This window comes from Arthrobacter sp. 01T425 (assembly GCF_056398725.1).
The window spans coordinates 119,935-145,301 of the sequence record NZ_JBFTPY010000007.1 but is presented as its reverse complement, the minus strand read 5'-3'; the positions used below and the strand labels follow the sequence as shown (position 1 = coordinate 145,301).

The 25,367-nt window shown below is 67.2% G+C and carries 23 protein-coding genes; 17 read left to right on the top strand and 6 right to left on the bottom strand.

The window, feature by feature from the left end:
- Positions 1 to 109 precede the first annotated feature (109 nt).
- The 3 genes from AC1DNG_RS10320 (at position 110) to AC1DNG_RS10310 (ending at position 4,507) form a co-directional block, all read left to right on the top strand.
- Complete coding sequence (locus AC1DNG_RS10320; RefSeq protein WP_476870384.1) at positions 110 to 892, top strand: peptidoglycan-binding protein; 783 nt, start codon at positions 110 to 112, stop codon at positions 890 to 892.
- Positions 893 to 899: 7 nt separating this feature from the next.
- A complete protein-coding gene (locus AC1DNG_RS10315; protein WP_476887293.1) occupies positions 900 to 3,482 on the top strand; it encodes a hypothetical protein in 2,583 nt (860 codons plus the stop codon).
- A 398-nt stretch (positions 3,483 to 3,880) separates the two neighbouring features.
- Positions 3,881 to 4,507, top strand: a complete 627-nt coding sequence (locus AC1DNG_RS10310; protein ID WP_476887292.1) for a dihydrofolate reductase family protein — start codon at positions 3,881 to 3,883, stop codon at positions 4,505 to 4,507.
- Between the two features lie 87 nt (positions 4,508 to 4,594).
- Here the strand turns inward: AC1DNG_RS10310 and AC1DNG_RS10305 are convergent, their stop codons facing one another.
- The gene (locus AC1DNG_RS10305) at positions 4,595 to 5,158 is read right to left on the bottom strand and encodes a GNAT family N-acetyltransferase (protein WP_476887291.1); all 564 of its coding nucleotides are present in this window, start codon (positions 5,156 to 5,158) and stop codon (positions 4,595 to 4,597) included.
- A gap of 60 nt (positions 5,159 to 5,218) precedes the next feature.
- Positions 5,219 to 6,388: an acetate kinase gene (locus tag AC1DNG_RS10300; protein WP_476872917.1), complete on the bottom strand. Its 1,170-nt coding sequence runs from the start codon at positions 6,386 to 6,388 to the stop codon at positions 5,219 to 5,221.
- A gap of 205 nt (positions 6,389 to 6,593) precedes the next feature.
- Between AC1DNG_RS10300 and AC1DNG_RS10295 the strand changes: the two genes are divergently transcribed.
- Positions 6,594 to 6,857 (top strand): hypothetical protein, encoded by a 264-nt coding sequence (locus tag AC1DNG_RS10295; RefSeq protein WP_028276372.1) that lies wholly within the window; start codon positions 6,594 to 6,596, stop codon positions 6,855 to 6,857.
- Between the two features lie 58 nt (positions 6,858 to 6,915).
- Here AC1DNG_RS10295 and pta read toward each other — a convergent pair whose 3' ends face one another.
- Positions 6,916 to 9,027, bottom strand: a complete 2,112-nt coding sequence (pta, locus tag AC1DNG_RS10290; protein WP_476859305.1) for a phosphate acetyltransferase — start codon at positions 9,025 to 9,027, stop codon at positions 6,916 to 6,918.
- 91 nt (positions 9,028 to 9,118) lie between these two features.
- Here pta and AC1DNG_RS10285 point away from each other — a divergent pair, with 91 nt between their 5' ends.
- From AC1DNG_RS10285 to gad, 7 genes are all read left to right on the top strand, one after another.
- Positions 9,119 to 9,670 (top strand): hotdog fold thioesterase, encoded by a 552-nt coding sequence (locus AC1DNG_RS10285; RefSeq protein ID WP_476887290.1) that lies wholly within the window; start codon positions 9,119 to 9,121, stop codon positions 9,668 to 9,670.
- A 16-nt stretch (positions 9,671 to 9,686) separates the two neighbouring features.
- Positions 9,687 to 11,015, top strand: coding sequence for a phenylacetate--CoA ligase PaaK (paaK, locus tag AC1DNG_RS10280; protein ID WP_476887289.1), 1,329 nt, complete (start codon positions 9,687 to 9,689; stop codon positions 11,013 to 11,015).
- A gap of 31 nt (positions 11,016 to 11,046) precedes the next feature.
- Positions 11,047 to 11,652 carry a TetR/AcrR family transcriptional regulator gene (locus AC1DNG_RS10275; RefSeq protein ID WP_028276376.1) on the top strand — a complete coding sequence of 202 codons (606 nt, stop codon included), beginning with the start codon at positions 11,047 to 11,049 and terminating at the stop codon, positions 11,650 to 11,652.
- Positions 11,653 to 11,721: 69 nt separating this feature from the next.
- Complete coding sequence (locus AC1DNG_RS10270) at positions 11,722 to 12,582, top strand: DUF427 domain-containing protein (RefSeq protein ID WP_476887288.1); 861 nt, start codon at positions 11,722 to 11,724, stop codon at positions 12,580 to 12,582.
- 266 nt (positions 12,583 to 12,848) lie between these two features.
- The gene (locus tag AC1DNG_RS10265; RefSeq protein WP_476872913.1) at positions 12,849 to 14,225 is read left to right on the top strand and encodes a chloride channel protein; all 1,377 of its coding nucleotides are present in this window, start codon (positions 12,849 to 12,851) and stop codon (positions 14,223 to 14,225) included.
- Complete coding sequence (locus tag AC1DNG_RS10260) at positions 14,218 to 14,919, top strand: hypothetical protein (protein ID WP_476850183.1); 702 nt, start codon at positions 14,218 to 14,220, stop codon at positions 14,917 to 14,919. The genes AC1DNG_RS10265 and AC1DNG_RS10260 overlap by 8 nt, the downstream gene beginning before the upstream one ends.
- 31 nt (positions 14,920 to 14,950) lie before the next feature.
- Entirely contained in the window at positions 14,951 to 16,330 is a 1,380-nt protein-coding gene (gad, locus tag AC1DNG_RS10255) for a glutamate decarboxylase (RefSeq protein WP_476855571.1), read from the top strand.
- 41 nt (positions 16,331 to 16,371) lie between these two features.
- Here gad and AC1DNG_RS10250 read toward each other — a convergent pair whose 3' ends face one another.
- Entirely contained in the window at positions 16,372 to 17,253 is an 882-nt protein-coding gene (locus AC1DNG_RS10250; RefSeq protein WP_476850185.1) for a helix-turn-helix transcriptional regulator, read from the bottom strand.
- A 296-nt stretch (positions 17,254 to 17,549) separates the two neighbouring features.
- On the opposite strand from AC1DNG_RS10250, the gene AC1DNG_RS10245 reads away from it, so the two are divergent.
- The 4 genes from AC1DNG_RS10245 to AC1DNG_RS10230 all read left to right on the top strand — a co-directional run bounded on the left by AC1DNG_RS10245 (position 17,550) and on the right by AC1DNG_RS10230 (position 20,293).
- Positions 17,550 to 18,431: an aldo/keto reductase gene (locus AC1DNG_RS10245; RefSeq protein ID WP_476887287.1), complete on the top strand. Its 882-nt coding sequence runs from the start codon at positions 17,550 to 17,552 to the stop codon at positions 18,429 to 18,431.
- 18 nt (positions 18,432 to 18,449) lie between these two features.
- Entirely contained in the window at positions 18,450 to 19,478 is a 1,029-nt protein-coding gene (locus AC1DNG_RS10240; protein ID WP_476887286.1) for an aldo/keto reductase, read from the top strand.
- A gap of 72 nt (positions 19,479 to 19,550) precedes the next feature.
- On the top strand, positions 19,551 to 19,883 hold the full coding sequence (locus AC1DNG_RS10235) for a carboxymuconolactone decarboxylase family protein (RefSeq protein ID WP_476850188.1): 333 nt from the start codon (positions 19,551 to 19,553) through the stop codon (positions 19,881 to 19,883).
- An 8-nt stretch (positions 19,884 to 19,891) separates the two neighbouring features.
- Positions 19,892 to 20,293, top strand: coding sequence for a (R)-mandelonitrile lyase (locus tag AC1DNG_RS10230; RefSeq protein ID WP_476887285.1), 402 nt, complete (start codon positions 19,892 to 19,894; stop codon positions 20,291 to 20,293).
- Positions 20,294 to 20,469: 176 nt separating this feature from the next.
- Here AC1DNG_RS10230 and AC1DNG_RS10225 read toward each other — a convergent pair whose 3' ends face one another.
- Both AC1DNG_RS10225 and paaZ read right to left on the bottom strand, forming a co-directional pair.
- Entirely contained in the window at positions 20,470 to 20,877 is a 408-nt protein-coding gene (locus tag AC1DNG_RS10225) for a VOC family protein (RefSeq protein WP_079554881.1), read from the bottom strand.
- Positions 20,878 to 21,066: 189 nt separating this feature from the next.
- Complete coding sequence (paaZ, locus tag AC1DNG_RS10220) at positions 21,067 to 23,169, bottom strand: phenylacetic acid degradation bifunctional protein PaaZ (protein ID WP_476887284.1); 2,103 nt, start codon at positions 23,167 to 23,169, stop codon at positions 21,067 to 21,069.
- Between the two features lie 165 nt (positions 23,170 to 23,334).
- On the opposite strand from paaZ, the gene AC1DNG_RS10215 reads away from it, so the two are divergent.
- Both AC1DNG_RS10215 and AC1DNG_RS10210 read left to right on the top strand, forming a co-directional pair.
- Positions 23,335 to 23,751, top strand: a complete 417-nt coding sequence (locus AC1DNG_RS10215) for a PaaI family thioesterase (RefSeq protein ID WP_476859296.1) — start codon at positions 23,335 to 23,337, stop codon at positions 23,749 to 23,751.
- A 234-nt stretch (positions 23,752 to 23,985) separates the two neighbouring features.
- On the top strand, positions 23,986 to 25,302 hold the full coding sequence (locus AC1DNG_RS10210) for a globin domain-containing protein (protein ID WP_476887283.1): 1,317 nt from the start codon (positions 23,986 to 23,988) through the stop codon (positions 25,300 to 25,302).
- The last annotated feature ends 65 nt before the right edge of the window (positions 25,303 to 25,367 follow it).

Here is a 25,367-nt window from a genome sequence, read left to right as displayed (position 1 = left end):
TGCTTACTATTTACTGGCATGATGGGCACTTCGACGTGGAACCCGTCCGCTGGGGGCGGGGCGTCGTAGGGCTTTGACCGGGCACAGGGTGCCGGAGATGGAGTTTGTTATGAGCGTTGAGCAGGGAATGACCCCGTTGACTGATGATGAGCTGATGGCGCAGGGCGGCACGGCTCTCCCGGACAAGGAAGTCGCCTCCGTCCTGGACCTGAACGCCGACCTGAACCTGGGGATCAGCGCCGCGGCGCCGATCGACCTCGGCGTCGCGGCCAACGCCAACGTTGCCGCGCCGATTGATGCGGCTGCCTCGGCAAACGTGCTCTCTTTCGGGTCTGAGTCCCAGGCCCTCGCCGACCAGGGCACCATTATCAACCAGGGCGTCACAGGCGATGCCACGGCAGACTCCACCCAGGACAGTGTCATCGACCAGGGCACCGGTACGGATGCCGGGACCACAGCAGATTCTGCCGCAGCGCCTGCCCCCACCGATCCGGCCACGCCTGCCGCCACGGCCGATCTCGGCGGCGCTGTACCCGCCGGCACGGTACCCGCCGATGCCACCGGCGTCTTGCCGGATGGCACGGCCCCGGACCTGGGCGGTGCGCTGCCGACTGACGTGGGAGCCGCTGCCGGCGCCGCGGGTGCCCTCAACGGCAACCTGCTCAACGTCGATGTGAACCTGGACGCCAACGCTGGCATCGCAGCACCGATCAACGGTGCGGTGGCCGCCAACGCCAACGTGGCCGCGCCGATCGACGCTGCCGTCGGCGCCAACATCGGCTCTATCGACAGCAACGCGTTCGCCGTCGCCCAGCAGGATGCCATCATCAACCAGGACATCCATGGTGACGCTACGGCGTCGGCTGACCAGCAGTCCGACCTGAAGCAGTAGCACCTAGATGAGCACTGTGCACGGAGGGCCGTCCGGGCAGGACGGCCCTCCGGCCCTGTCTGCCACCGGCGGCGCCACATCCGCCGCCACATCGCCCGGCACCGACTCCGGAGCCGGTGCACGCGGCGACGCTGCCGGCCCGGCGGCGTCCGCGGCGGTCGGCCTGCACCCGGTTCCGGTGCGGGCCGCCGGCGTCCAGCTGATCGGCGAGGCGAAGGGGTCCGGTTACAAGGAAGCCCCGTCCCTCGTGCGCCGTTCCGACGGCCAGACCATCCAGCTCACCCGACTGCTGTACCTGGTGCTCGAGGCGATCGACGGCGAGCGGGGCCTGGAAGAAATCGCCGGGCACGCCAGTGACAGTTTCGGACGGCTCGTCAGTGCCGAGAACGTCCGCACCCTGATCACTTCCCAGCTGCTCCCCCTCGGCCTCCTGCAGCTGGCGGACGGCTCCGAGCCCGCGGTAAAGAAATCGAACCCGCTGCTGGGTATGCGCTTCCGGTACTCGGTGACCGATCCGGACCGCACCCGGAAGATCACCGCGCCGTTCGCCACGCTGTTCAACCCCTTGATCGTGGTGGCCGTGACCGCGGCCTTCCTGGCCACGTGCTGGTGGGTGCTGATGGTCAAGGGTCTGGCATCGGCAACGCATGAGGCCTTCGCCAACCCCGGCCTGGTGCTTCTGATCCTGGTGGTCACGGTGCTCTCGGCCGGCTTCCACGAGTTCGGCCACGCCGCCGCCGCCCGCCGCGGCGGGGCCACCCCCGGCGCCATGGGGACCGGCCTGTATCTGATGTGGCCGGCCTTCTATACCGACGTCACGGATTCCTACCGGCTGGGGCGCGGCGGCCGGCTGCGCACGGACCTCGGCGGACTGTACTTCAACGCCATCGTGGCGGTCGCGATCATGGGTATCTGGTGGGCCACCGGCTTCGATGCGCTGCTGCTGGTGGTGGTTACCCAGATCCTGCAGATGGTCCGGCAGCTGATGCCGCTGGTCCGCTTCGACGGCTACCATATCCTGGCCGACGCTACCGGTGTCCCGGACCTGTTCCAGCGCATCAAGCCCACGCTGCTGGCCCTGGTGCCGTGGCGGAAGACAGATCCCGAAGCCGGGCTCCTGAAGCCCTGGGCGCGGGCCGTGGTCACCATCTGGGTGCTGGTCACGGTCCCCCTGCTGCTCTTCAGCATGGCCACCATGGTGCTCACCCTGCCGCGCGTCCTGGGCACCGCCTGGGACAACGGCCTGAAACAGCAGGCCATGCTTTCCCACAGCGTCGCCACCGGGGACGTCGCCGACGCCGCTGTGCGGGTGATCGCGATCGCCTGCCTGGCGCTGCCGGTGCTGGGCATCTTCTACATCCTGCTGCGCCTGGTCCGCCAGCTGGCCACCGGCCTGTGGCGCAGGACCCGCGGCAAGGCCCTCCAGCGTGCCACCGCCATCGTTGCGATCGCGGCGGTGGCGGCGGGCCTCGCCTGGGCCTGGTGGCCGGGAGCTGACACCTACCGCCCGGTCCAGCCTTACGAGCGCGGCACCCTTGCCGACGCCACCACCGCCGTCTTCCCGGCCTCCGCCGCGTCCCGGATGGCCGAGGGCCAGTCGGGAACGACCGTTGCCCTGTGGCCGGAGGGCGCCCGGCGGCCCACACGCGAGGACCCGCAGCTGAGCATGGTCCTGGTGCCCCGGCAGTCCGGCACGGCCAGCACCGCAAACCAGACCGGCCCCGCGGCGGCGCCTGCTGCCCCTTCCTGGGTCTTCCCCTTCGACAAGCCGGCCGCTCCGGAGGACGACGGCAACCAGTCGCTCGCGGTCAACACCACTGACGGTTCCGTGGTCTACGACGTCGCCTTCGCCCTGGTCTGGGCCGAGGACGGTGACACCGTGGACACCAGGAATGAGGCGTACGCCTTTGCCAGCTGCGCGGACTGCGCCGCCGTGGCGGTGGGCTTCCAGGTGGTCCTGATTGTGGGACAGACCGATGTGATCGTTCCGGAAAATCTCTCGGCGTCGGCGAACTACAACTGCGTCCGGTGCCTGACCTACGCCTTGGCCAGCCAACTTGTCCTGACCCTGGATGGGCCCCTGAGCGGCGACGGCATGACCAGGCTCAACGAGCTGTGGCAGGAGATCGCCGCCTACGGCAAGGACCTGCGGAACCAGCCGCTCTCGGAGATCCAGGGCCGGCTCAGCGCGTACAAGGAACAGATCATGGCGGTCATCAAGGCCGATCCGAGCGCCACCCCGGCCGGGTCCGCCGGCACAGCGCCAACTCCGGGCGCCACGCCCGGCGCAACCTCCGGCGCCACGCCCGGCGCAACCTCCGGCGCCACGCCTGGTGCCGGTACCGCTGCCACGCCCGGTACGACGTCGGGAGCCACTGCCGAAACCACCCCCGGCAGCACGCAGGCCCCGGCCCCGGGAACCACGGGAGCCACGGGAGTCGCGGCGCCGAGTGACGGTACGACGTCGTCCGGTCCCGCCCCGGGCTCCGGTGCCACGGAGCCGGCAGGGCAGCAACTGACGCAACCCGCGGCTCCCGCACCGGGCACGGTCTCACCGGCGCCGGTATCCACCGCGCCGCCGGCACCCTAAGGCGGGAACTCGAATCGGGTTCGGCTTGGGCCCGAATTGGTTCCGAATGGACGCAGATGGCCGGAATGAGGACTTCATTCCGGCCATCTGCGTCAGATCGGCGTCCCGACAGACCGCCACCTCGTCAGAGCGCTATCCAGGTCGGTACTTCCCTACGATTTGCGCGTCCCTTAGATTGGGGCTTCGCTGCGCCTTCGGCCGCCGGATACCTGCTGCCGGGCCTTCCATTCATCCGCGGGGATGGTGTACACCATTTCCGTGGCCCGTTCGTCCTTGTTGTGCCACTTGCCACCTGCCGTGATTCCAGGCCCAGCCCGGGCCGGTGAACCCGGCACCCAGGCCCCAGCACCCAGCACCCGGCACCCAGCACCCAGCACCCAGCACGGAGAGGCAACACGATGAGACTAACGCTGACAGAGTTCCTCACATTGGACGGCGTGGCGCAGGGTCCTGGATCGCCCGAGGAGGATACCAGCGACGGCTTCTCACAAGGAGGTTGGTTCGTCCCCTATCTTGACGAGGAATTCATCCAGCAGGCGGCGGACTGGCTGGGTGAGGCGGATGCGTTGCTGTTCGGCCGCCGCACCTACGTCAACTTTGCGAGGGACTGGCCGAGAATCACGGACCCTGATGATCCGTTCTCTGAGAAGATGAACGGTTTGCCGAAGTACGTGGCCTCGCAGAGCCTGGCGCGGGCTGGTTGGGCGCCCACGACCATCCTGTCCGGGGACGTCCCCGCGCAGGTCGCTGAGTTGAAGAGGCAACCCGGCCGGGAGTTGCAGATCCACGGGAGTGCCCGGCTGGCCCAGTCGCTGCTGGCGAAGGGGCTGATCGACGAACTGAGGCTGGTGATCGCCCCTGTGGTGGTGGGTAACGGCAGGCAACTGTTTCCGGCCGGTGGCGCCCCGGCGGGCCTGCGTCTGGTCCGCCATGAGGCGACGCCCGGCGGACTCGCGATTCTTGTCTATGAGTCGGCAGGGCTTCCGACGTACGGGACCTATGAGCCTGGTTCGTCCGGCACCTGAGGCCCGTGGTTGAGCTTGCGGCCGATGGTTGAGTCGGCCGCTACGCTGCACCAGGCGGAGTTGACCGAGTTCAAGCGCCGGGCCCGGTCAGCGGGCCTTCCACTCGTCCGCGAGCATGGCGTACACCACTTCCGTGGCCCATTCGCCCTTGTAATGCCATTTGTCCACCTGCCGTGATTCCAGGCGCATGCCGAGCCGTTCACAAAGCGCCGCCGAGGCTGTGTTCAGGGCATCGAGCTTGGCGTCGATGCGGTGGAAGCCCAGCTCCTCAAAGCCGAGCTTCAGCAGTGCCCGGGCGGCCTCGCTCGCGATGCCCCGTCCCCGCGCCTCCGGGGCCAGGCTCCAGCCGATCTCGGCCTGCCCGCACCCCTCCAGCCACTTCAGCACCACCTCACCGAGGAGGCCGGGCGAATCCTGGGCCTCAATGGCCAGGGCCACCCAGTCGCCCTCCTTCTCGAACTCGAAGTTGGCGTACCGTCCCACCGTTTCCATCGACTGGGTGTAGCTCTTGGCCTCGCGGGGCAGGAACCGGGCGGTTTCCGGGAGCGAGTGGTAGGCATGGAAGGCATCGAGGTCGGCGGCTGCAAAACGCCGCAGCACCAGCCGCTCGGTGCGGATGGGCAGCGGAGGCAGTGGCTTGGGTTCATTCATGTCCCCAACGCTACCCATCCGTCGCTCCGGAAGCGCCTTTTTGCGCGGCCAAAAGGGCGGCTACGGAGCAACGGATGCCTGCGCGACGGCGGCGGCCGTTGCCTCCGCGATCGCCCGTTCCTCGTCAGTGGGGACCACAAGGACCGGCAGGGCCGACGTCGGGGTGGAAATGACGCGGGGTTCCCTGGACCGTTCCCGGTTCAGCCCGGCGTCGAGTTCGACGCCGAGGGCACCGAGCCGCTGCGCCACCAGGTTCCGGAACTGGTGCGAGTTCTCGCCGATTCCGGCCGTGAAGACAAGAGCCTTCGCGCCGCCCACGGCCACGTGGTAGCCGCCGATGTACTTCGCGAGCCGGTAGGACGCGACCGCCAGGGCCATGGCCGCCTTGGCATCGCCGGCTTCCGCGGCCTCCACCACGGAGCGCATGTCGTTGTTGCCGGCCAGGCCTTTGAGCCCGGACTGCCGGTTCAGCATCGAATCCAGGTCCTCGGGTGACCATCCGTTCCGGCCGAGGAAGACCAGGATGGACGGATCGAGGTCGCCGGAGCGGGTGCCCATGACGAGACCCTCGAGGGGCGTGAATCCCATGGACGTGTCGATTGACTGGCCGCCGCGGATCGCGGTGACCGAGGCGCCGTTCCCCAGGTGGGCGATCACGGCGTCGAACTCCTCGACCGGAACATCCAGCAGCGCCGCCGCCCGGTGCGCAACGTATTCGTGCGAGGTGCCGTGGAAGCCGTAGCGGCGGATCCCGTGGTTCGTGTAGAGCTCGTCCGGCACCGCATAGCGCCAGGCGTGCTCGGGCAGGGTGCGGTGGAAGGCGGTGTCGAACACGGCCACCTGCGGCAGTTCGGGCCACTTCTTCGAGATCGCGCGGATGCCGAGGACGTTGGCGGGGTTGTGCAGCGGGGCGAGCGGGTTCAGCCGCTCAATGGCCCGGGTGATCTCGTTGTTGACCAGCACCGGCTCGGCGAAGCGCTCCCCGCCGTGCACCACGCGGTGGCCGACGGCATCCAGCACGCGGTCCCCCAAGGCGTCGTGGATGGCGGCGTCCACCTGCTCCAGCGCCTGGGCGTGGTCGCGCGGGCCCTCGATCTGGCCGTCGCCCTCACCGCCGGCACCCATGCCGATCTTCTCGACCAGGCCTTCGGTGAGCACGCTGCCGGCCTCGACGTCGCGCACCTGATACTTGAGCGAAGACGAGCCAGAGTTGATGACGAGCACGAGCATGGGGCCTCCTAAGCCTTGGCTTCGACGCTACCCGAGGGTGCGCCGGGACTGGCATCACGCCGGAGCCTGGCCGAGCGCTCCGTGGGATCCACTATAAATTGCCGGACCAAATTGCCGGAACGCCAGTGGCGCCCATCCGTTGCGAAAGCCGGGCCGGGCGCCTAGAGTCGGCGGACCAACTGGACAACTCACGAAGGGGATTTCCATGACTGACGACGCGACCCAGCCGGAGGGCACCGAACCAGCGGGCACCGAACCCGCCAGCGGTTCCGGTAAACCGGATCCCACCGGCGTCGTCGGCGCGAACCCGGCCCTGGACGACACAGGAAACCCCAAGGCCGCCGAGGTCGGCGAAGCGCCCGAGGCCCCCGAGAATCTGGAGGACCTGGATCTCACGCCGGCGGGCCTGGCCGATGAGCCCGCCAAGGAGGAAGACCCCGAAAGTCCGGCGAAGCCGGAAAACAGCTGACGGAAAACAGCTGACCGATACCAGCTGACCCGGAAAACAGCCGAGCCGGAACAGCTTACTATGCGCGGGCAGCCGCAGGTTCCGGCTCGGTAGCGGGCTCCACGGACTGCGCCTGCACGGCGGTGATGGCCACCGTGTTCACGATGTCCTCGACGGTGCACCCGCGGGAGAGGTCGTTAACCGGCTTCCGGAGACCCTGCAGGACCGGCCCGACGGCGACCGCACCCGAGGACTGCTGCACCGCCTTGTAGGTGTTGTTGCCGGTGTTCAGGTCCGGGAAGATGAACACGGTCGCCTGCCCTGCCACGGACGAGCCCGGCATCTTGGACGCGGCGATCGCGGCGTCGACGGCGGCGTCGTACTGGATGGGGCCTTCAACGGCCAGATCCGGGCGGCGGTCCTTCACGACTTCGGTGGCCTGCCGGACTTTGTCCACTGCTTCCCCGGTCCCGGATCCGCCGGTGGAGTAGGACAGCATGGCCACCCGCGGCTCCACGCCGAACTGGGCTGCCGTCTCGGCCGAGGCCAGCGCGATATCCGCCAGCTGCTCCGCGTTCGGGTCAGGGTTGACCGCGCAGTCGCCGTAGACCAGCACCCGGTCCGGCATCAGCATCAGGAACACCGAGGAGACGATCTTGACGCCGTCCCGCGTCTTGACGAACTCCAGCGCGGGCCGGATGGTGTGGGCCGTGGTGTGCGCGGCGCCGGACACCATGCCGTCCACCACACCGAGCTGCACCATCATGGTGCCGAAGTAGCTGCCGTCGAGCATGACTTCCAGCGCCCGGGCCAGGTCCACGCCCTTGTGCGCCCGCAGCTCCGCGTACTTCTGGGCAAACTGCTGGCGCAGCTCCGACGTCGCGGGGTCCACGATGCTCATGCCGGAGAGGTCGATGCCCTGGGTGGACGCCAGCTCCCGGACCGCCGACTCATTGCCCAGGATCGTGAGGTCGCAGACGTCCCGCCGGTGCAGAATTTCGGCGGCCCGCAGGATCCGCACGTCGTTCCCCTCGGGCAGGACAATGTGCCGGCGCTGCAGCCGGGCCCGCTCAATGAGGTCGTGCAGGAACCGCAGCGGCGTCATCCGCTCCAGCCGCGGCAGGTGCAGCCGCTCCACCAGCTCGGCCTCGTCCACGCGCTTAGCCCACAGCCCCACGGCCGAGGCAACCTTGCGGCGGTGCCCGGACCAGATCTCGCTGCGGACCTCGGACACCCGTTTGGCCGTGGTGTAGGTATCGTCCGGGGCCGCGAACACGGGGAATGGCGCCTGCGCCAGCAGCGAGTAGATGTTGGGGTCCGGGGCCAGGCCGCCGGTGAGGATGAGCGCAGACGGCACCGGAAACTCCGGCGAGAACGATGACGCGAGGCACGCGACCATCACGTCCGCACGGTCACCCGGGACGATCACGAGGGCGCCGTCGTCGAGCACGTGCAGGAAGTTGGCCACATTCATCGCCGCCACCTTGATGGAATGGACGTCGCGTTCCATGTCCTGCCGGCCGGCCACCTGGCGGATCCCAAGGGCCGAGGCCACCTCCCCGGTGGTGGGCCGTGCGATGTCCTCCAGCTCGGGGAAGACGTAGACGGGGCGGCCGGACGCGCCGGGCTTCACGGCGGCGACGATCCCGTCCACGTCCTCCGGGTTGGCCCGGTTCACCATGATGGCCAGGAGGCTGCAGTGTTCCGCCGCCAGTTCCTTGCGGGCAACCTCGACGGCGTCGGCAGCCTCCGCGACGGTCCGCCCCTTCGCGCCCACCACGGCGACGATCGAGGCGGCCAGGTTGTTCGCGAGGCGAGCGTTGAGGTCGAATTCGACGGCGGCATCCTGGCCGGTGAGGTCCGTCCCCTCCACAATCACTACGTCGCAGTGGCGGGACATTTCGGCGAAGATTTCCACGCAGCGGGCGTCGATCTCGGCCCTGTTGCCCTCGGCCAGCAGCCCGCGGACCTCGGCAAACGTCAGGCCGCCGCGGCAGCGCTGGTCATCAAGATCGAACCGGGCCTTCATCAGCGCCACCATCGGGTCCGCCGCGGCGTCGTTGCCGTGAACCACAGGCTTGAAGAATCCGATCCGGTCCGCGTGCCGGTGGAGGGTGTCCGCCAGCCCCAGCGCTATGAGGGACTTGCCGGAGCCCGGGGTGGTCGCGCTGACGTAAATTCCTTTGGCCATGTGTCCCAGCATACTTACACCCCTTGACAGCGGGCACCCACATGGGATTACCTAATGAACATTCGGTAAATAAAGCTGGAGGCAACGACGCATGGCTGAACTGACGGTTTCCGGGGCCACCCACCCCATCCTGAAAGACGACTACGCCTCGGAATGGATGGGCATCGAAGTCCTGGCGCTGGACGACGGGCATGCCACGATCCGCATGACGCTCCGGCAGGAAATGCTCAACGGCTTCGGCATGGCCCACGGCGGAATGATCTTCGCCTTCGGCGACACCGCCTTCGCCCTCGCCTGCAACCCGGCCAACCCGAAACCCGGCGAAGCCGGGATCGACAGCGGCAACATCACGGTTGCTGCCGGCGTCGACATCAACTTCCTGAAGCCCGCCTTCCGCGGACAGGTGCTGACCGCCGTCGCGAACCGCCGCGCCAGCACCGGACGCAGCGGGCTGTACGACATCCAGATCTACGCCGCCGACCCTGGCGCGGGTGCGCCCGGAACACCGCAGCCGGCACCGGCCGGCGCGGCCCCCGCAGCAACCCTTCCGGGCCAGCTCCCCACCGATACCGCTACCGACGCCCCTACGTGGGAACTCATCGCCGAGTTCCGCGGCCGCAGCCGCACCATCTCCAAGAAATAGAAACAGGGAACCACTGATGACCCAAGAAACTGCCGCCGCCACTACCGACGCTGTCCTGGACCGCGAGGAGACCATCTCCCGCGACGAGCTCGAGGCGCTCCAGCTCAGCCGCCTGCAGCACACCGTGGCCTACGCCTATGACCGCGTCCCCCTGTACAAGCGCAAGTTCGACGAGGCCGACGTCCACCCGACGGACCTGCGTGAACTCTCCGACCTCTGCAAGTTCCCCTTCACCACCAAGGAGGACCTCCGCCTCGAGTACCCCTTCGGCATGTTCGCCGTGCCGCAGAACGAGGTAGCGCGGATCCATGCCAGCTCCGGCACCACGGGCCGCGCCACCGTGGTGGGCTACACGAAGAAGGACCTCGCCGACTGGGCCAAGCTTGTGGCCCGCTCGCTGCGCGCCTCCGGCGTCCGGCCCGGCATGAAGGTGCACAACGCTTACGGCTATGGCCTGTTCACCGGCGGCATGGGCGCCCACGCCGGCGCCGAGGCCCTCGGCTGCACCGTCATCCCGATCTCCGGCGGCCAGACCGAGCGCCAGATCACCCTCATCCAGGACTTCAAGCCCGATGCCATCCTGGCCACCCCCACCTACCTGCTGACCATCGCCGACGCCATGATCAAGCAGGGCATCGACCCGGCCTCCACGTCGCTGAAGTACGCGGTCCTGGGCGCCGAGCCGTGGACCGAGGAAATGCGGCACGAGCTCGAAACCACCATGAACCTCAAGGCCTGCGACATCTACGGCCTCTCCGAGGTCATGGGCCCGGGCGTCGCCGGCGAAGCCGTGGAAACGCAGGACGGCAGCCACATCTGGGAGGACCACTTCCGGCCCGAAATCATCGACGCCTTCGACCCCACCGTAGTGCTGGGCGACGGCGAACCGGGCGAGCTGGTGTTCACCTCGCTCACCAAGGAGGCGCTGCCGATCATCCGGTACCGCACCAAGGACCTCACGCGGCTCCTGCCCGGCACCGCACGGCCGGCACACCGCCGCATGGGCCGCATCACCGGCCGCAGCGACGACATGATCATCCTGCGCGGGGTGAACCTGTTCCCGTCCCAGATCGAGGAGATCGCCCTGCGCATCCCCGAGCTCAGCCCGCACTTCCAGCTGGAGCTGACCCGGCCCGAGGGCCTGCGCATGGACCAGCTGACCGTCAAGATCGAGCGCCGCGACACCGTCACCGTCGAGGGCGCCACGGCCGCCGCCAAGGTCCTGCAGCAGCAGATCAAGATCCACGTCGGCTCCTCCTGCACCGTCGACGTCGTCGACCCCGGCTCGCTGGAGCGGTCCAACGGCAAGCTGCGCCGGATCTACGACATGCGCCCCAAGGGCTGAGCGAGCACCAGATCGTGAGAAACTAGCCACTATGCCCAGCACAGCAACCACCACCAAGCGCGGCCGCCCCGGCTATGACCAGCAGTCGGTGCTGGTCATCGCCGTCGACGTCTTCAACCGCCACGGCTACGATGCCACCTCGATGGGTATCCTTGCTGAGAACCTGGGCATCTCCAAGTCCGCGATCTACCACCACGTCCCGTCCAAGGGCGACCTGCTGAAGCTCGCCCTGGACCACGCCCTGGGCGGGCTCGAGGCGATCCTGGACCAGCCCGGGGCAACCTCCGGTTCGGCCGATGCCCGGCTGGAGTTCGTGGTCCGCCAGACCATCTCGGTGCTGGTGGAGCGGCTGCCCTTCGTGACGCTGCTGCTGCGCCTGCGCGGGAACACGGAGATCGAGCGGGATGCGTTGGAACGGCGCCGCACCTTCGACCACAAGGTCGCCGCATTGATTTCCGAGGCTCGGGATGAGGGCTCGCTCCGCCAGGACATTGACCCCCGCACCGTCACCCGGCTGCTGTTCGGCACCATCAACTCGATCGTCGAGTGGTACAAGCCGGGCGGCTCGCTGTCCCCGGAGAAGCTGGCCGACGACGTCATCACCATGGCGTTCCACGGCCTTCACGTCCCCCGCTGACCGCCTGCCGGCCGGCGGGTGGCCGGGTCAGTCGTTGACGGCGGGATAACGGACGCCCACCCTGTAGTCATGGCCACGAAGATATCTGACGTCCTCTTCAGCACGTTCCCCGATTTGCGTTACCAGCCCACCGCGAAAAGGGTCCGTGCCATGGTGGGCGGGCGTGCCGTCGTCGACACTCTGGGTGCGCTCTTGGTGTGGGAGCCCAAACGCATCACCCCCGTCTACGCCGTTTCCGAAGGCGACCTCCGTGCCCAATTGGCGCCGCCGGGGCAGCAGGCGGGCGACGTCCCGGAACACGGCTTCCGAGTGAGCCGGGAGGGGCCGCGGGCGCTGGATCCGCGCACGGCGTTCGGCAGGCACACGGCGGCCGGTGAGGAGCTCGACGTCGTCGCTCCCCATGCGAGGCTGCCCCGCGCTGCCTTCCGGCCGGCGGACCCCGACCTCGCCGGCTACGTGGTGCTGGATTTCAACGCTTTCGACTGGCTCGAGGACGACGAGGAGATCATCGGCCACCCACGTGATCCGTTCCACCGTGTGGACATCCGGGCGTCCTCGCTCACCGTTGAGGTAGGGCTCGACGGCGTAACGCTCGCCACGACGAACGGCGCGCAGCTGCTCTACGAAACCATGCTGCCGGTGCGCTACTACATTCCGCCGTCGGATGTGCGGCTGGATCTGATGCAAGAGAGCCCCAAACGGACCATTTGCCCGTACAAGGGCCAGGCGAGCTACTGGAGCTACCCTGGCTCCGAGCAGGGCAGGAACGTCGCGTGGAGCTATGACCGGCGGCTCCGCGACGCCGCGCAGATCCACGGACTTGTCAGTTTCTTCAGTGAGCGAGTGGACATCACGGTGGACGGCGTCCGGCAGGAGCGCCCGGTCACGCCGTGGTCACGCCCGGACGGAGCGGGGGCACCCGGGGTGTGACCGCAACGCTTTGGTTCTCTTTCACCCGCATTGGGTGACGACTGCCCCCTTGGAAGGGTTTAGCTTGGAGAACATCTGAAGGACCACCTCTATCGCTTGTGAGACCTCGCTAAAGGCTCCCGCCGTCTGGCGGAAGGAGGAGGGATGATGTTCTGCTCGTTGATCATCGGTGACCCGCGGTGTTGCCGGCCGGGCACGCCGCCCCGACCTGGAAGAAGGACATTCGGGGTCACCCGGATCGTCACAGTCGCGCCGGGTTGCCGGGAATGAGCGAGCCTGCCGCATCGCCGCCCAGTTTCGATCCGGCCGTCGTCATTCGTTCCAGGGCGTACATCTCTGCGCTCGTGCTGGCTGCGGTCTTGGGCGTTCCCATCTCGGTCATTGCGTACGGCTTTCTCGCTTTGGTCGCGGTTGTCCAGCAGTACGTCTTCGTCGGCCTGCCTGAACAAGTCCTCGGGGGTCCCGCTCCTGCCTGGTGGCCGGTTCCGTGGTTGGTGCTGTGTGGGCTGTTGACGGCGTCGACCATCCGGTATCTGCCGGGAACCGGGGGCCACTCACCGGCTTTCGGCTTCAAGACGGGCGGCGGTCCGCCCAGCGGCCGGGAGCTCGTGGGCATTATTCTCGCGGCGCTGACCACGCTCAGCCTGGGTGCGGTGCTCGGGCCGGAGGGTCCGCTGATCGCGATCGGTGGCGGCCTCGGGGCGTTGGCGGTGCACCTGGCGAAGAAGGACGCTCCGCCGATGGCCCTGACGATCATGGCGTCGGCTGGCAGCTTCGCAGCGATCAGTACCCTGCTCGGATCCCCCGTGCTCGGTGCATTCCTGATCATGGAGGCCGCCGGGATCGGGGGAATGACGCTGAGCCTGATGGCCCTGCCCGGACTGCTCGCGTCCGGCGTCGGGGCGCTGGTGTTCGTCGGCCTGGACGGCTGGACCGGGCTGGGCAGCTTCTCGCTGGCGCTGCCCGTCGTGCCGCCTGCTGTGCCGCCGACCCTGGCGACGCTGGGCTGGGCGGTGATCATGGGCGTCGTCGGTGCGCTGTTGGGATGGTTGATCCGCTGGGTCGGGCTCTCGCTTCGTCCGCTCGTGCACCTGAACCGGATGTTGGTGACCTCCGGGCTCGGCCTGCTGATCGGTCTTGCCGCAATGGCCTACCAGTTGATCTCTGGGAACAGCTTCACGCAGGTCTTGTTTTCGGGGCAGGACGCCCTTCCGGATCTGGTCGAACACGCCACGGACTACTCGCTTGCGGCGCTCCTCCTGCTGATCGTTTGTAAGGCCTTGGCCTACGGGCTCTCCCTGAGCGCTTTTCGTGGTGGGCCCGTGTTCCCTTCGATGTTCATCGGTGCGGCGCTCGGTATTGTCGCGAGCGGGTTGCCCGGAATGAATCTCGCGGCAGGACTCGGCATGGGCATGGGAGCCATGTGCGCAGCCATGCTGCGGCTGCCGTTGACGTCGACCCTGCTGGCCACGCTGCTGCTGGGAGTGGACGGTGTGGCGGTAACACCGCAGGTGGTGGTGGCTGTGGCGGTGGCCTTCGTGATCTCCAACGTGCTCCCGGTCCCGGGCCCGAAAGGGCCCGTGGCGTCTGACGCTGGCGGCAAGGTCCACCATCGGGCTGCCTCGAGGGCCGACAATGACTGAGATCTCGAGCGCGGGCCGTTTGACCGTACGGGACCGGTGGACCGCCTGGTTGTTCATCATTGGCTCGAGTCTGTTCGCCCTGGGAGCGGTGCCGCTATACGCCGAGGCCGTGGGATTGCGCTTGTGTGCAGCCACGTTCTTCGTCGGTTCGCTGTTCTTCACCTGTGCGGCGTTCCTGCAGTACCGCGAAGCCGTTGACGCGCTCCCGGCCGTGGGTGCCACGCGGCGCCATTCGTTTTGGGTATGGGCGCCACGGAATCTCGGCTGGCTTGCTGGCGCGGTTCAACTTGCCGGCACGCTGTGGTTCAACTGGAGTACGGCAAACGCAATGCGGGTCAATCTCAGTGCGGCGCTGACCGAGCAGCAAGTGTGGCGACCCGACGCTTTGGGGTCAGTCGCCTTCCTCGTTTCAAGCGGGGTGGCGTTGCGGGATGCCGGTCGCGGCGCCATTGCCGGCCGGCCCAGGACTCGAACGTGGAAGATCGGCGTGATCAACGTGGCCGGCTCGGTTGCGTTCGGCATCTCGGCTGTCGCGGCGTTTGTCATACCGTCGAGCGGCGATGTCTGGAACGCCGAGCTGTCCAATCTCGGCACATTTGTGGGAGGCCTGTGCTTTCTCACCGGCGCGGTTCTGATGCTGAGTCCAGAATCCACCGACGCCTCGTCTCCTGCAAGCCGTGGAGCTCATCCGTAACCCCCTTTCAACAGTCTCTTTAGGAGAAGTGATGTCAATAAATTCCCAGCCGGCGGACGCCGACGTGGCACTGTTCGGCAACCGATTTGTCACCCAGGAGGTTCCGAGCCGGGAGTTCCCGGAGACCGGCATTCCTGCTGAGGACGCTTTGCGGCTGGTGTCGGAGGACCTGGCGCTGGAGGGTGATCCGGCCCGCAACCTGGCGACCTTCGTAACGACATGGATGGAGCCGCAGGCCCAGCAGATCATCGCAGCGAACCTGCACCGCAATTTCATCGACCACGCCGAATATCCCCGCACGGCCGAAATCGAGCAGCGCTGCATTCGGATGCTCGCAGACCTTTTCCACGCTCCCGGCGAGACGACGGGCGCCCGGACCCAGGGATCGTCCGAGGCGATCATGCTCGGCGGCCTGTCCCTGAAGTGGAACTGGCGCAAACGCCGCGAGGCCGCCGGCGCATCGACGTCGAGCCCTAACCTGGTGTTCGGCGGCGACGTGCATGTTGTGTGGGAGAAGTTCTGCCGCTACTTCGACGTCGAGCCGCGGATCGTGCCCCTGCAGCCGGGGAAGTACACGATCGGCCCGGAGGACGTGCAGGCCCATATCGATGAGAACACCATCGGCGTCGCAGCCGTGCTGGGCACTACGTTCACCGGGCACAAAGACGACATCGTCGGCATCAACGACCTGCTGGTCCGGATCAAAGGTGAGCGGGGCCTTGATGTGCCGCTGCATGTGGACGGGGCCAGTGGGGGGTTTGTCTGGCCCTTCCTGTACCCGGACTCCGAGTGGGACTTCCGGCTCGAGCAGGTCCGCTCGATCAATGTCTCCGGGCACAAGTTCGGACTGGTCTATCCCGGCATCGGCTGGCTGATCTTCCGGGAGAAGGCCGACCTGGCCAAGGACCTTGTTTTTGAGGAGAACTACCTCGGCAAGACCGACTCGACGTTCACCCTGAACTTCTCCACCGGCTCGTCGATGGTTCTCGCCCAGTACTACAACTTCGTGCGCTATGGCCGCGCCGGCTACACCTACATCATGCAGAACATGCAGACCAACGCCCGCGCCCTCGCCGAGAAGTTGGAGGCCATGGGCCGGTTCGAGATCATCGGCCCCGACGAGGAGCAGCTTCCCCTGGTTGCGTTCCGGCTCGCCGGCGACCCCGGTTACGACGAGTTCGACATTGCCTGGCAGCTCTCGGCCGAACGCGGCTGGATGGTGCCGGCCTACACCCTGCCGCCGAACGCCCAGGACGTGACGATCATGCGTGCGCTGGTCAAGGAAACGATGAGCCGCGAGCACGTCGACACGCTCGCCCGGGATATCGAGGAGGCGTGCTCAACACTGGCAAAGAAGGGCGGCGCGCACGAATCCGAACGAAAGAAGATCGTGACCGGACCCGGGCATTGACCTGGTGGCGCCCACAATGAGCACGGTGGAGGAACGATCGGTCATTCCTTCTCCCTGACTGCGGCCGCTGCCGTTTCGCGCTGGGTGGCGGCCCAGCTGGCGAGGACTTTCAGGGCGTCCTCGGAGGGTGTCCCGGGATCTGCCGTGTAGACGTTGATGCGCAGTCCGGGGTCCGCGGGCAGTTCCAGTGCCTCGAAGCTCAGGTCCAGGTCCCCCACGATCGGGTGGTGGAGCCGTTTGCGGCCGGTGCGGTGGTACTTCACGTCGTGCCTCGCCCACCGGGTGCGGAACTCCTCGCTGCGGGTCGAAAGCTCTCCGATCAGGTCCGTGAGGTCCCTGTCGTAGGGGTTTTTCCCGGCGGTGGACCTCAGGACCGCGACGATGTCGTCCGCGCTGCGTTCCCAATCGGCGAAGAACTCCCGCGCTTTCGGGTTCAGGAAGGTGAACCGTGCACTGTTCGGCGGAGTCACCTGCTCAGCCATCATGTCCAGGTAGAGTGCACGGCCGAGTTCGTTGGCGGCAAGGACATCCCCGCGGTCGTTGCGGACCCAGGCCGGCGCCGTCGTGATCGCATCAATGACGCGTTGCACGCTGGGCCGCACCGTCTGCGGGCTGCGCTTTCGCCGCACCCGGGGAGCGGCCGTGGCCGCGCGGGCCAGGTCAAAAAGGTGGGCCGTCTCGGCGTCGTCAAGCTTCAGTGCACGGCAGAGGGCTTCAAGGACGCTGTCCGAGGCGCCGGAGAGGTTTCCGCGCTCAAGGCGTATGTAGTAATCGATGCTCATCCCGGCGAGCATCGCGACTTCCTCGCGGCGCAGCCCGGTAACGCGGCGGTTTCCGCCGTAGACCGGGAGGCCGGCCTCCTCCGGCGTGATCCTGGCACGGCGGGAGGTCAGGAACTTCCGCACGTCGTCGCTGTGTGTCATGGCCTCCACGCTACCCGCGGCCAATGCGACGAGGGAGGCACTGGCATTACCCGGAACGACCGTGACTCCCCGCCATTGGGAAATCACGGTTCCATGGAAAACATGAATCCTGCACCCGCAACTACTGCCCACCCGGCGGCGATCCTGGCGATCATCCTCGCCAGCTACCGACACCGCTCAGGGCCGCACCCGCACCCCTGGCCGAGGCCGCCCGCTGACCTGTCTACATCCGAAAAGGGGGTACTCACGTGCCCTCCCACAATCCCGCACACCTGAATACCGTGAAAGGCATGCACATGGAACTTACTCTCAATAACGGCGTCACGATGCCCGCCCTCGGACTGGGCGTCTTCCAAAGCCCGCCGGAGCAAACGACGGCGGCCGTCGAAGCGGCGCTGGCGGCCGGCTACCGGCACATCGACACTGCCGCGGCGTACGGCAACGAGCGGGAGGTCGGTGAGGGCATCCGCAACTCGGGCCTGGACCGTTCCGACGTGTTCATCGAGACCAAAGTCTGGGTCAGTGACTACGGCTACGACCAGACGTTGCACGCCTGGGAAAAGGCGACAGGCAAGCTCGGCGTCGACTACCTGGACCTGTTCATCCTGCATCAGCCCGCCCCCGACCGCTTCGAAAGAACCGTCGGCGCGTACAAGGCCCTGGAGACCCTGCTTGCTGACGGGCGCGTCCGGGCGATCGGTGTCAGCAACTTCATGCCGCATCACCTGGAGCAACTGCTGGCGGCCACAGACGTCGTCCCGGCGGTGAACCAGATTGAGCTGCACCCGTACTTCGCCCAGCCGGCCGTCCAGGCAACGGACACCGAACACGGCATCCTTACCCAGGCGTGGTCACCGATCGGCGGCATCACTTTTTACCCCGGATGGGGCGAGAAGCGCAGGAACGTGATGGAAGACCCGACGATCGCCGGCATCGGACAAACACACGGAAAGAGCCCCGCCCAGGTCATGATCCGCTGGCACCTGCAGCAGGGCCGCTCAGCCATCCCGAAGTCGACCAACCCCGCACGCATCGCCGAGAACTTCGACGTCTTCGACTTCGAACTCGGCGCCGACGAACTCGCCGCCATCGACTCCCTCGACACCGGCGTGCGCAACGGACCGGACCCCGACGAGTCCCGCGAAGAGCGTTTCGCCATGGTCATCCCCGAAGCCTGAGACCGAGAGAAGCCACCCATGAAATATCGCCCCCTTGGCCGCACAGGCGTGCAGGTCAGTCCCCTATGCCTCGGCGCGATGATGTTCGGCCCCTGGGGCAACAACGACACCGCGGACTCCATTCGAATCATCCACCGCGCCCTCGACGCGGGCATTAACTTCATCGACACCGCCGATGTCTACTCCGGCGGGGCATCCGAGGAAATCGTCGGGCAGGCACTGGAGGGCCGGCGTGAGGACGTGTTCCTCGCCACGAAGTTCTTCATGCCCATGAACGAGGACGATCCCAACCAGCGGGGTGGATCCCGCCGCTGGATCATGCGGGCGGTGGAAGACTCCCTTCGCCGCTTGAACACCGATTACATCGACCTCTACCAGGTGCACCGGCCCAGCCCGGATACCGACGTCGAGGAGACTCTCGGCGCCCTCACTGATCTGGTCCGCCAGGGGAAGGGGCGGTACATCGGCTCCTCGTCGTATTCCGGGTCGCAGATCGTGGAAGCCCAGTGGGCATCCCGGGAACGCAACCTGGAGCGGTTTGTCACCGAGCAGCCGCCGTACTCGATCCTGGTCCGCGGCATCGAGGAGGACATCCTTCCCACGGTGCAGCGCCACGGCATGGGAACCCTCACCTACAGCCCGCTCAGCGGCGGCTGGCTCTCCGGGCGCTGGCGTAAAAATGCAGCCTCCGCGCCCACCTCAACCGCGCGTCCGAACGCCCGGTTCGACATGACGAGCCCGGCCAACCAGCGCAAGCTCGACATCGTCGAAGAACTCGCCCAACTGGCCGAACATGCCGGATTGACGCTCATCGAACTGGCCATCGCCTTCGCGATCAACCACCCCGGCGTCACAGCCGCCATCGTCGGACCGCGCACCATGGAACAGCTCGAGTCTTATCTGCCCGCCCCGGACATCACCTTGGCCAGCGACGTGCTGGACCGCATCGACCAGCTCGTCGCACCCGGCGTTACCGTCAACCCGGACGACAACAGCTACGGCGCCAACGAACTCACGCCCCTGGCGCGGCGACGGAAGCAACTGTGACCGCCGAGGCGCCTGAAGCCCTGCATGAAGCTCTGTGCAGCAGTTCGAGCTTCCACTGAAAGAAGGAACATCATGACTGACCAACCCCAACAGATCGGCGGCGGCCGGAACATGTTCGGAGACTTCGCCCCGAAGCTCGCCGAGCTCACCGACGACGTCCTGTTCGCGGACGTCTGGAACCGCCCGGAGCTTCCGGCCCGTGACCGCAGCCTTATCACCGTCGCCGTTCTCACCGCCGGCGGCAACACCGAACAGCTCGGCTTCCACCTTGGTCGCGCCATTGAGAACGGCGTCACCCGGGAAGAACTCATCGAAGCCATCACCCATGTCACGCTCTACGCCGGCTGGCCCAAGGGTATGGCCGCCATGGGCGTGGCCAAGCGGCTCTTCACCGAGAGCAAGTAAGGATCACCATGAACATCGAACCCACTGTCCCCACTGCGAAGAACCCGCCGGCCCGGTTCGCCGGCGACGTCTGGCTCGATCCGATCGCGCTCCCGCACGAGCCGGATCAGACGATGGTGGTCGCGACCGTCCGTTTCGCGCCCGGAGCCCGCACCGCCTGGCACTCCCACGAAAACGGCCAGTACCTCCGCGTCACCCAGGGAGTTGGCCCGTTCGGAACCCGGGACGGCAAGATCGTCGAAGTCCACCCCGGCCAGACGCTCTACACGCCGCCCGGCGAGGAGCACTGGCACGCGGCCGCCCCTGGCTGCTTCATGGAACATATCGCGATGCTCCAGAACGGCGAGGACGCAGCGACGACCACCACGTGGGGCGAGCACATCACCGACGACGAGTACAACGGAAGCTGACCAGCCCGCGAACCAATTGCAGGGACGCAGCTGAGGACAATCCCTCTCGTGAACCTGGACCTGGGCCTGGGCCTGGGCGCCACCGGAAGGCGGCGAGGCGCCCTGGATGGCCGCGGGCAACAGAAAAGGGCGCCCCGCTGAGCCGGAGCGCCCGAAAACCCGCCGTTGCCAGCCGTTTAGAGCTGGTAATCAGCTGCCGTGGTGATGTTCTCGTGCACGCACAGAATATTGTGCTCGGAGTCCATGAACCAGGCGCACTTCTCTGAATCAGTTGTACAAATATGGTTCTCGGTCTTGAGGTCCGGGCGATCGTAGTCCTGGAACATGACGCCCTTGGCTTCCATTTCCTGGACCGTGCGCTCGATCTCGCTGACTTCGAAGCTCAGGGTGGTGTGCTCTGAATGCTTTCCATCCTTGACTGGCATCAGCTGCAGCATTGGGCCGCCTTCTGAGCCGAACAATTCGCTTCCGTCATCTGCCACGCCACGGTGCGGGAGCCCCAAAGTGTCCGCGTAGAAATGCCGGGCACGCGCTGCATCATCAACTGGCAGGACTGTTGTGGCTTTATTGAGTACTAGGGTCATTTCGCCACCTCCTACGAGCAAGATTTTACGCCGGAGCGGGATGGAAAGAGCCCGCCAATTGCTCCCTGCACGGCGAAGCCCGCCCCTGTCCCTCCCCGGTTGCCCTATCACTTGTGGCGGTCATTTCGACCTTTTGGCAGCCACAAGTGATAGCGCAACGGGAGGTAAGGCGGGAGTGAGCGGGACGGGCTACTTCTCTACGAGGGTCAGGACGTCGTAGGTCGCGACGATTTCGTCGTTCTGGTTGGTCAGGACGGCGTCCCAGGCCACCTCGCCGTACTCGTCGGTCTCGCGCGGGGTGATCTTCTTGGCCGTCAGGGTCACGCGGATGGAATCGCCCGCGGCCACGGGGGTGATGAACCGCAGGTTCTCCAGGCCGTAGTTGGCCAGGACCGGTCCCGGTGCGGGCTCCACGAACAGGCCGGCTGCCCAGCTGAGCAGGAGGTAGCCGTGCGCCACGATGCCCGGGAAGAAGGGGTTGGCCGCGGCGGCTTCCTGGTTGGTGTGGGCGTAGAAGGTGTCGCCGGTGGAGTTCGCGAACTTGGTGATTTCCTCCAGCGAGACCTCACGCAGCTCCGAGCGGATGGCGTCGCCGATGTGCAGGGTGGCGAGGGATTTCCGGAACGGGTGCTGGCCCTCGGTCTCGAGCGTGAAGTTGCGGTCCGCTCCGGTGTGCCAGAGCCCGGTGACGGCGGTGAGCATGTTCGGCGAGCCCTGGATGGCGGTGCGCTGCATGTGGTGCATCACCGAGCGGATGCCGCCGAGCTCTTCGCCGCCGCCGGCGCGGCCGGGACCGCCGTGGACCAGGTGCGGGACCGGGGAGCCGTGGCCGGTGGAGCTGCGGGCGTCCTCGCGGTTGAGCATGAGCACGCGGCCGTGGTGGGCCGCGATGCCGGTGACCAGCTGCTGGGCCACGGCGGGATCGTTCGTGCAGACCGTGGCGACCAGCGAGCCGCCGCCGCGGGCGGCGAGGCGGACGGCGTCGGCCAGGTCGGTGTAGCCGATCACCGAGGACACCGGGCCGAAGGCCTCGAGCGAGTGGACCTCCTCGGCTTCCGGGTTGGCCCAGCTCAGCAGGACCGGGGACATGAAGGCGCCGCCGTCGACGACGCCGATGCTGCCGTCCGCGCTGGTGACCTTGGGCGCGTCGAGCGTGCCGTAGGCGAGCTCCCCGCCAGCGTCGAGCATGGACTGTACGGCGGCGCGCACGTCGGCGAGCTGCTCAAGGGAGGCCAGGGCGCCCATGGTGACGCCCTCGGCGCGGGGATCACCGAGCACGACGCGTTCGCGAATGCGGTCCCCCACGGCGGCGGTGACGTCGGCGACGAGTTCCTGCGGCACGATCGCGCGGCGGATCGAGGTGCATTTCTGGCCGGCCTTGGCGGTCAGCTCGGTGACGAGGGACTTGATGAAGGCGTCGAATTCCGGTGTGCCCTTGACCGCATCCGGGCCCAGGATCGCGGCATTCAGGGAGTCGGTCTCGGACGTGAAGCGGACCCCGCCCTTGACCACATTGGGGTGCGACTTGAGCGTGTTGGCGGTCGACGCGGAGCCGGTGAAGGCCACGAGGTCGCGGTAGTCCAGGTGGTCCAGCAGCGTGCGGACCGAGCCGGAAATCAGCTGCAGCGAGCCGGTGGGCAGGATGCCGGATTCGTCGATCGCCTTGACCACGGCGGCGGCCACGTACCCGGTGGGGGTGGCGGGCTTGACGATGGTGGGGACGCCGGCGAGGAAGGCCGGGGCAAGCTTCTCCAGCATGCCCCAGACAGGGAAGTTGAAGGCGTTAATCTGCACGGCAACGCCGGGGATGCGGGTGTAGATGTGCTCACCGGCGAACGAGCCGTCGCGGGACAGCACCTCCATGGGGCCATCCACCACCACCTGGGAGTTGGGCAGCTCCCGGCGGCCCTTGGACCCGAAGGTGAACAGGACGCCGATGCCGCCGTCGATGTCGATCATGGAGTCGATCTTCGTGGCGCCGGTCTGCGCCGAGAGCGCGTAGAACTCCTCGCGGCGGCCATTGAGGTACTGCGCCAGTTCCTTGAGCTTGAGCGCGCGCTGGTGGAAGGTCAGCGTGCCAAGTTCCGCCTGGCCGGTGGTGCGGCCATAATCCACGACGGCGGCGAGGTCGAGCCCCTCGGTGCTCACCTTCGCCAGGAGCTCGCCGGTGCTGGCGTCCAGTACCGGCGCGGCGCCGGCGGCAGCGGCGTCGTCGGGAGTCCACCAGGAACCCCGGATGAAACTGGGAACGATCTCGACAGTGTCTACTGCGGGTGCGGCTGTGGTGGTCATCGTTGACGGGTCCTTCCAACGGGGGAGCAAGATCAACACGGCCGGAACATTACTGACCGTCCGTTCGGTAATATGATCTACAGTACATGAATGAGGCCTGCCGCACACTAGCCGCGGCGGCACCGACCGTCCGGGACCCGGCCGGCCGGCAACGAAGGAGACGCTATGACGCCCGAGACCGGCCGCACCGAGTTGTGGAAAATCACCCTGGGGGAACTCGACGAGAAGATGGGCGTGAAGATCGTCGAGGAGTCCGTGGACCGCGTGGTGGCGACCATGCCGGTGGAGGGCAACCGGCAGTCGTTCGGGCTCCTGCACGGCGGCGCCTCACTGGCCGTGGGCGAGGCCGTGGGGTCCTGGGCCGCCGTCATCCACGCCAGCACCCTGGGCAAGACGGCGGTGGGCGTCGACGTCTCGGCCACGCACCACAAGTCGGCCCGCGAGGGACTGATCACGATCACGGCCACCCCCATCCATCTGGGCGGCACCCTGACCACCCACGAGGTGCTGATCACGAACGAGACCGGCCAGCGAATCTGCACGCTGCGGATCACCAACCTGCTGCTGGACCGCAAGGCCTGACTTCTGCCCCGAACCCTCGGGGTCGCCGGAGACCTGCGGGGTCGCTGTAACGTTCCGGCGACCCGGGAGCTTTCCGGCGAACTCGGGCCCAGGGCGGGAGGCCGCCTACACCGGACCCCGCTCCCGATGTAGGGCCGATCGGCCCGGAAGGCGCGGTGCCGCGGCTGTTAGCTTGGAAGTGCTGAGTCGCCCGGCACCGCCGGGCATCACCGGTCTCACCGGAAGGGATGCACCATGCTCTCAGACACTTCACTTCCCGTCATTCAGGCAACGCTGCCCGTAGTCGGCGAGCACATCGAGGAGATCGCCAAGCGCTTCTACAAACATATGTTCGAGGCGCAGCCGGATCTCCTGGACGGGCTCTTCAACCGGGGAAACCAGGCGGACGGCCGCCAGCAGCAGGCGCTCGCCGGATCCATCGCGGCCTTCGCCGGCATGCTCGTGGAGAAACCGGACCAGGTGCCGGATCATCTGCTCTCCCGGGTGGCCCACAAACACGTCTCGCTGGGCCCGAGCCCGGACCAGTACCAGATTGTCCACGACCACCTCATGTGGGCGATCGTGGATGTTCTGGGCGATGCTGTCACTCCCGAGGTCGCCGCCGCCTGGGATGAGGTCTACTGGCTGATGGCGAACCTGCTCATCAACAAGGAGCGCGGGCTGTACAACGCAGTGCACCTCTCCCCCGAGACCATTTGGCGGACGTGGCGGGTGGTGCAGCGGATCCAGGAGACTGCCGACGTCGTCTCGTTCGTCGTCGAGCGGACCGACGAGCGGGACGTCAAGCCGTCCCTGCCCGGGCAGTACGTGACCCTCAAGATGACCATGCCCGACGGCGTACAGCAGCCCCGGCAATACAGCCTGACCAGGGCCGACGACGGGCAGCACCGGCAGTTCGCCGTCAAGAGGGTCCACGGACTTCAGACTCCCGACGGCGAGATGTCCACGCTGCTCCACAATGACGTCCAGGTGGGCGACGAGGTGGTGCTCTCAGCTCCGTTCGGCGACGTTGTGCTGGAGTACACGGACCGGCCGCTGGTCATGGCCAGCGCGGGAATCGGCATCACGCCCATGGCCGGGATGCTCTCCCACCTCGTGCAGTCCGGTTCACGCCGCCAGGTGGTGCTGCTGCATGCCGATGACAGCGAGGCATCCTTCCCGCTCCGCGCTCAGGTCAGGGAAGATCTTGCGAAACTCGCGGACGGGACCCTGAAGACGTGGTTCCTGGCTCCCGCGGGGACAGCGGAGACCGGCGAGACGGGCGAGGGAGCCGGGGCGGGCGAAACCGGCGAGGCGGGCGGTACCGGCGGGGCGTCCGCGGTGGCCGAAACCGGCGAGGCGGGCGGTACCGGCGAGGCGGGCGGTTCCGTGTTCTCCGGTTTCATGGACGTCGGCGACGTCGAACTCCCGGACGACGCCGAGTACTACCTCTGCGGTCCCCTGCCGTTCCTGAAGTCGGTTCGGAGCGCCTTGATTGCCGGTGGCGTCCCCGCCAAGGACATTCAGTACGAGGTTTTCGGCCCGGATCTCTGGCTGGCTGACTTCCAGTAACGCGCGGCTCGCTGTCCCGAACGCGCGGATTCGCCCAAAGCTTGCGGGGTCGCCGTAGCCTTACG

Bases quoted from the DNA above. Each gene is read 5' to 3' on its own strand.
- AC1DNG_RS10215 (WP_476859296.1), top strand. From the start codon at position 23,335: ATGACGCCCGAGACCGGCCGCACCGAGTTGTGGAAAATCACCCTGGGG.
- AC1DNG_RS10275 (WP_028276376.1), top strand. From the start codon at position 11,047: ATGCCCAGCACAGCAACCACCACCAAGCGCGGCCGCCCCGGCTATGAC.
- paaZ (WP_476887284.1), bottom strand. From the start codon at position 23,169: ATGACCACCACAGCCGCACCCGCAGTAGACACTGTCGAGATCGTTCCC.
- AC1DNG_RS10300 (WP_476872917.1), bottom strand. From the start codon at position 6,388: ATGCTCGTGCTCGTCATCAACTCTGGCTCGTCTTCGCTCAAGTATCAG.
- AC1DNG_RS10295 (WP_028276372.1), top strand. From the start codon at position 6,594: ATGACTGACGACGCGACCCAGCCGGAGGGCACCGAACCAGCGGGCACC.
- AC1DNG_RS10230 (WP_476887285.1), top strand. From the start codon at position 19,892: ATGAACATCGAACCCACTGTCCCCACTGCGAAGAACCCGCCGGCCCGG.
- paaK (WP_476887289.1), top strand. From the start codon at position 9,687: ATGACCCAAGAAACTGCCGCCGCCACTACCGACGCTGTCCTGGACCGC.
- AC1DNG_RS10260 (WP_476850183.1), top strand. From the start codon at position 14,218: ATGACTGAGATCTCGAGCGCGGGCCGTTTGACCGTACGGGACCGGTGG.
- AC1DNG_RS10310 (WP_476887292.1), top strand. From the start codon at position 3,881: ATGAGACTAACGCTGACAGAGTTCCTCACATTGGACGGCGTGGCGCAG.
- pta (WP_476859305.1), bottom strand. From the start codon at position 9,027: ATGGCCAAAGGAATTTACGTCAGCGCGACCACCCCGGGCTCCGGCAAG.
- AC1DNG_RS10285 (WP_476887290.1), top strand. From the start codon at position 9,119: ATGGCTGAACTGACGGTTTCCGGGGCCACCCACCCCATCCTGAAAGAC.
- AC1DNG_RS10235 (WP_476850188.1), top strand. From the start codon at position 19,551: ATGACTGACCAACCCCAACAGATCGGCGGCGGCCGGAACATGTTCGGA.
- AC1DNG_RS10305 (WP_476887291.1), bottom strand. From the start codon at position 5,158: ATGAATGAACCCAAGCCACTGCCTCCGCTGCCCATCCGCACCGAGCGG.
- AC1DNG_RS10320 (WP_476870384.1), top strand. From the start codon at position 110: ATGAGCGTTGAGCAGGGAATGACCCCGTTGACTGATGATGAGCTGATG.
- AC1DNG_RS10270 (WP_476887288.1), top strand. From the start codon at position 11,722: ATGGCCACGAAGATATCTGACGTCCTCTTCAGCACGTTCCCCGATTTG.
- AC1DNG_RS10245 (WP_476887287.1), top strand. From the start codon at position 17,550: ATGGAACTTACTCTCAATAACGGCGTCACGATGCCCGCCCTCGGACTG.
- AC1DNG_RS10315 (WP_476887293.1), top strand. From the start codon at position 900: ATGAGCACTGTGCACGGAGGGCCGTCCGGGCAGGACGGCCCTCCGGCC.
- AC1DNG_RS10240 (WP_476887286.1), top strand. From the start codon at position 18,450: ATGAAATATCGCCCCCTTGGCCGCACAGGCGTGCAGGTCAGTCCCCTA.
- AC1DNG_RS10210 (WP_476887283.1), top strand. From the start codon at position 23,986: ATGCTCTCAGACACTTCACTTCCCGTCATTCAGGCAACGCTGCCCGTA.
- AC1DNG_RS10265 (WP_476872913.1), top strand. From the start codon at position 12,849: ATGAGCGAGCCTGCCGCATCGCCGCCCAGTTTCGATCCGGCCGTCGTC.
- AC1DNG_RS10225 (WP_079554881.1), bottom strand. From the start codon at position 20,877: ATGACCCTAGTACTCAATAAAGCCACAACAGTCCTGCCAGTTGATGAT.
- gad (WP_476855571.1), top strand. From the start codon at position 14,951: ATGTCAATAAATTCCCAGCCGGCGGACGCCGACGTGGCACTGTTCGGC.
- AC1DNG_RS10250 (WP_476850185.1), bottom strand. From the start codon at position 17,253: ATGACACACAGCGACGACGTGCGGAAGTTCCTGACCTCCCGCCGTGCC.